General features: G+C 43.5%; 2 protein-coding genes. Both read left to right on the forward strand.

Annotated elements, in window-relative coordinates:
* The coding region (locus ACFORF_RS03010; RefSeq protein WP_380425366.1) for an isopeptide-forming domain-containing fimbrial protein at positions 1-2,840 on the forward strand (2,840 nt) is incomplete at its 5' end.
* Between the two features lie 90 nt (positions 2,841-2,930).
* Positions 2,931-4,391, forward strand: a complete 1,461-nt coding sequence (locus ACFORF_RS03015; protein WP_380425368.1) for an LPXTG cell wall anchor domain-containing protein — start codon at positions 2,931-2,933, stop codon at positions 4,389-4,391.
* Positions 4,392-4,521 lie beyond the last annotated feature (130 nt).

Here is a 4,521-nt window from a genome sequence, read left to right on the forward strand (position 1 = left end):
TCGATGTGAAGGTAGAAGGTCAAGTTGTGACCGCAACCATCAAGGACTTCAAGGCAGCGGCAGCGATTGCCGGTCAAGAAGTTGAGTTGGTGATTGTATCGCAAATCCGTGCAGGCGTGACTCGTCAGAACATCCCTAACACGGCTAAGATTACCTTCAGTAACACGCCAATCGTTGATGGTGAAGAAGATCCAGACGGTGAAACACCGCCTAAGGATACACCTCCAACACCGCCAGTTACGGTAACCCCTCCAGGTGAAGATCCAACAATCTCTAAGAAGATTAATGAAACCTTGGATCACCTTGATGTTGATACTGAGACTGATTACAACTACAATCTTAAGTCAACCCTTCCAACTGATATCGCTTCTTACAAGTCTTATGTAATTACCGATACATTGGATAACGATTTGACTATTCAAGGTACACCAACTATCACAGGTGATGCCGCTAAATTCTTCAATGTAACAGTAGACGGACAAACCGTGACTGCTACAATCACAGATTTTGCAGCAGCTAAAGCCTTTGCAGGTAAAGAAGTTGAATTAGTGATCACATCACAAATCAAAGAGGGTGTAAACCGTCAAAACATTCCAAATACGGCTAAGGTTGATTACACGAATAAGTTTAACGTTTCTAACTCAAAAGAAACTGAACCTGTAACTGTAACGCCTCCAACTCCAAATACACCGCCAATTACTAAGAAAGTAAATGGTGCCGAAAATGCAAACTTGGCAACTCGTAACGAAGTGTTCACTTACACAATCGATACGACTGTTCCAACAGGTGCCTTTGCCTTCCAAGTAACGGATACGCTTGAATCTGTCCTTGGATTTGAAGGTGATGTCACTGCTACGGTTGATGGCAAAGCTGTCGCTGCGGATCAAATCGCAATTGATGGCCAAACTGTAACCGTAACCTTGACTAAGAAACAAGTTAAGGCACAAGCTGGTAAAGCTGTTCATGTTGAGTTCCAAGCTCGTGTTAAAGATGGCGCTGACTTGACACCTTACATGGCTAATGGTGTGACAAGTGTACCAAACACAGCAAGCTACATCATTAACAACGACCCATCTACTAAGAAGGATTCAAATACTGTTCCTGTGGTACCACCAACACCAGAAGAACCAACCATTTCTAAGAAGATTAACAAAACACTTGATCACTTAGATATTGATACGAACACTTCTTACATGTACAATGTGAATGCATCTCTTCCATCAGATATTGCAACCTACCAATCTTACGTAGTGACCGATACGCTTGATAATGAGCTTGCAATCAACGGTGATGTGGTTGCTTATGTTGATGGTTATGTATCAGATGCTGTTAAGGTAACCGTTGACGGAAACTTTGTTAAGGCTGAAGTAACGAACTTTGCTAAGTTGGCAGGTGCGAAAGAAATTCAACTTTACATCCCAGCTTACATTAAGTCAGGTGTGACAACGCCAAATATCCCTAACACGGCTACCGTAACTTATAAGGATAGCAATGGCAAGGATGGCAACAAGCCAACTAAACCTGTTACTGTAACACCACCAACACCAGTTACTCCACCAACACCAGAACAACCAACTCCAGAGAAACCTGTGAAGACCGTTAGTCGCGTTGAAGGACGTGAACAAGCCCTCTATTTGGCTCTTGCTGAACAAACAGAAGCCTTCCGCTTTGATATCAAAGCAGTAGTACCTTCTGATGAAGCTGATGACAAGCGTCAAAACTTGACAAGCATTACTGTGACCGACACCTTGAATAATCTCTTCACTGTGAAGGAATCTGGTATTGCTGTTAAGATTACAGGTACACCAGAGGCAACAGCTAACTACATCGATGAAGATGTTGAGAAAGCTCAAAAAGCTCTCGATGAAGCTAAAGCTAAGCTTGAAGAGTTGAAGAATGCGTCTGACAATAGCGGAGCTCTTGCAGACCTTGAAGCAGCAAAACAAGCAGTTGCAGACCTTGAAGCACAAATCACTCAAGATCAGTACTTGCTCGATGCTCTTAAAGCTGAAGCAACAACAACTACTGTAGCTGAAACAACATCGACAGATGCTACTGTAACGACTGAATCAACTGAGACTACGACTGTAGCTGACAATAGCTCTGCTATTGCCGCACAAGAAAAAGTCTTGGCTGATCATCAAGCGCAGTTGGCAACAGCTAAGGAAGCACTTGCAGCAGCTGAAAAAGCTGTCTCCGAAGCTAAGAATGCAGCTGAACTCAAGGTTGACATCACGAACCAAGAGAAAGTTGTAACAGAAGCTGAAAAAGCTCTTGAAAAAGCAACAGAGAAACAAACGAAGGTTGCTGAAAAACTTGCCCAATTGGCGAAAGTCAATGACAAGGGTGAGTTGACCGCTGAAGCGATTGTGGCTCTTGGCGGAACAATCAAGGTTGATGGACAAAATGTAACGGTAGACTTCTCAGATGAGTACACGATGGAAGCTCTGAAAGGTTACACTGTGAACGTGATTATCTACTCAGAAATCAAGGATGTTAAGGCCTTGAAAGATATTCATTTCAAAGATGGTATCGATAATACTGCTACCGTACAGTTTAACCATGATCCTAGTGACAAACTTACTAAGAAGACTAACAAGGTTACAGTTGTTCCACCAAAACCAACAACTCCACCAACACCGGTGACTCCACCAACTCCAGTGACACCTCCGACAACTCCACCAACAACTCCACCAACTCCTAAGACTCCAACGTCTAAGAAGAAAACAGAGTTGCCTAAGACTGGTGAAGAATCGTCAGAACTTGGTCTCCTTGGAGCCCTTATCGGACTTGGTACTCTTGGATTTTACGCAGTTGCGAAAAAGAAAAGAGAAGCCTAAGCTCAGAAGTAAATAAAGCAGGATAGAAGAGTTTGAAACAGCTCTTCTTTCCCTGCATTATTTGCTATATGAAAGAGAAAGAGAATTTGGATGAAAAATAATAAGAAGGCCTTATTGGCTGCCCTTGCTGTTCTTTTGGGAGGAACTTTAACGACTCCTATCTACACCTTGAACTCTCATCTATTGACAGCTTACGCTGCTGATGATACAACGCCTCCTGAGGAGGATGAAGAAATTCCAAGTGCTGAAGAACAAGAACTTCTATTGAGTTTTGAGTCTGCCATGGATGATTTGGAAAATGCGCTCAATGATAATGATACTGAACTTGTAGAAATCTATCTTGAAAATGCGGTAGAGGCTCAAGGGTATGCAACAAATGGTTCAAAGTCTATTGGTGCCAAAAAACAACTTGCAGCACTTAATGCTCGTTTTGAAGCATTGAAAGCAAGGGCTAATGGTAGTTCGGATAATACAACCACAGTAGCGCCAACTACAACGACTACAGCGACGACCACTGAGTCAACCACAGTAGCGCCAACTACAACGACTACAGCGACGACCACTGAGTCAACCACAGTAGCACCAACTACAACGACTACAGCGACAACGACTGAGTCAACCACAGTGGCGCCAACCACAACGACTACAGCGACGACCACTGAGTCAACCACAGTAGCGCCAACCACAACGACTACAGCGACGACCACTGAGTCAACCACAGTAGCACCAACTACAACGACTACAGCGACAACGACTGAGTCAACCACAGCAGCGCCAACCACAACGACTACAGCGACGACCACTGAGTCAACCACAGTGGCGCCAACCACAACGACTACAGCGACGACCACTGAGTCAACCACAGTAGCGCCAACTACAACGACTACAGCAACCACAACAACTACAGCGACGACCACTGAGTCAACCACAGTAGCGCCAACTACAACGACTACAGCGACGACCACTGAGTCAACCACAGTAGCGTCAACTACAACAACTACCACCACTACTACAGCTTCAAACAAGCGCGAAATTTCAAAACCAGCCATTGGTGATGAAGAAGGTTATATCCTTGTACAAGCTCCAGAGTATGCGACTCGTTTGACAATTAAGTTTGTTGATAACAACAATCAAACACGTTCTGTTGTTGCCTATAAAGATGCTTCTGGACAATGGGTAACATCAGGTGATGTGGTAACGGATGATGTTATGATTGTTTCTGTAGATGGTAAGGTTATCGTTGCAATTAACGGAGATATCATCAAAGCAGATTCTGACTTTACAGCCTATGCAGAAGATGAGTTTGGCAACAAATCTGATCTTTCAGAAGTTACAATTGTAGTTGAAGATAATTCAGGTACAACGACTACAACTTCAAATGGTAACAAAGAAACTAAACCACTTGCTCAAGATGGGCCAAGAGGTGTAGTTGCTAAGAAAACATTACCAAGCACAGGTGACTCTGATGCTACAACTGGTTTATTCGCTGGTCTGATTGCATTGACTGCTGGCCTTGCAGGAGCCTTTGGCTTTAAAAAACGTGAGGAATAAATCTCAGGATATCTAAAAAAGGGTTTGGAATTTAGGCTCTTTGTCAACTGTAGTGGGTTGACCAATTTAACACCGAGAGAGGACAGGACTTGTCTTCTCTCGTTTTATGTTTATGGCAATGAAAATACGA

The sequence above is a fragment of the Streptococcus caprae genome (assembly GCF_042649745.1).
Classification (GTDB): Bacteria; Bacillota; Bacilli; order Lactobacillales; family Streptococcaceae; genus Streptococcus; species Streptococcus caprae.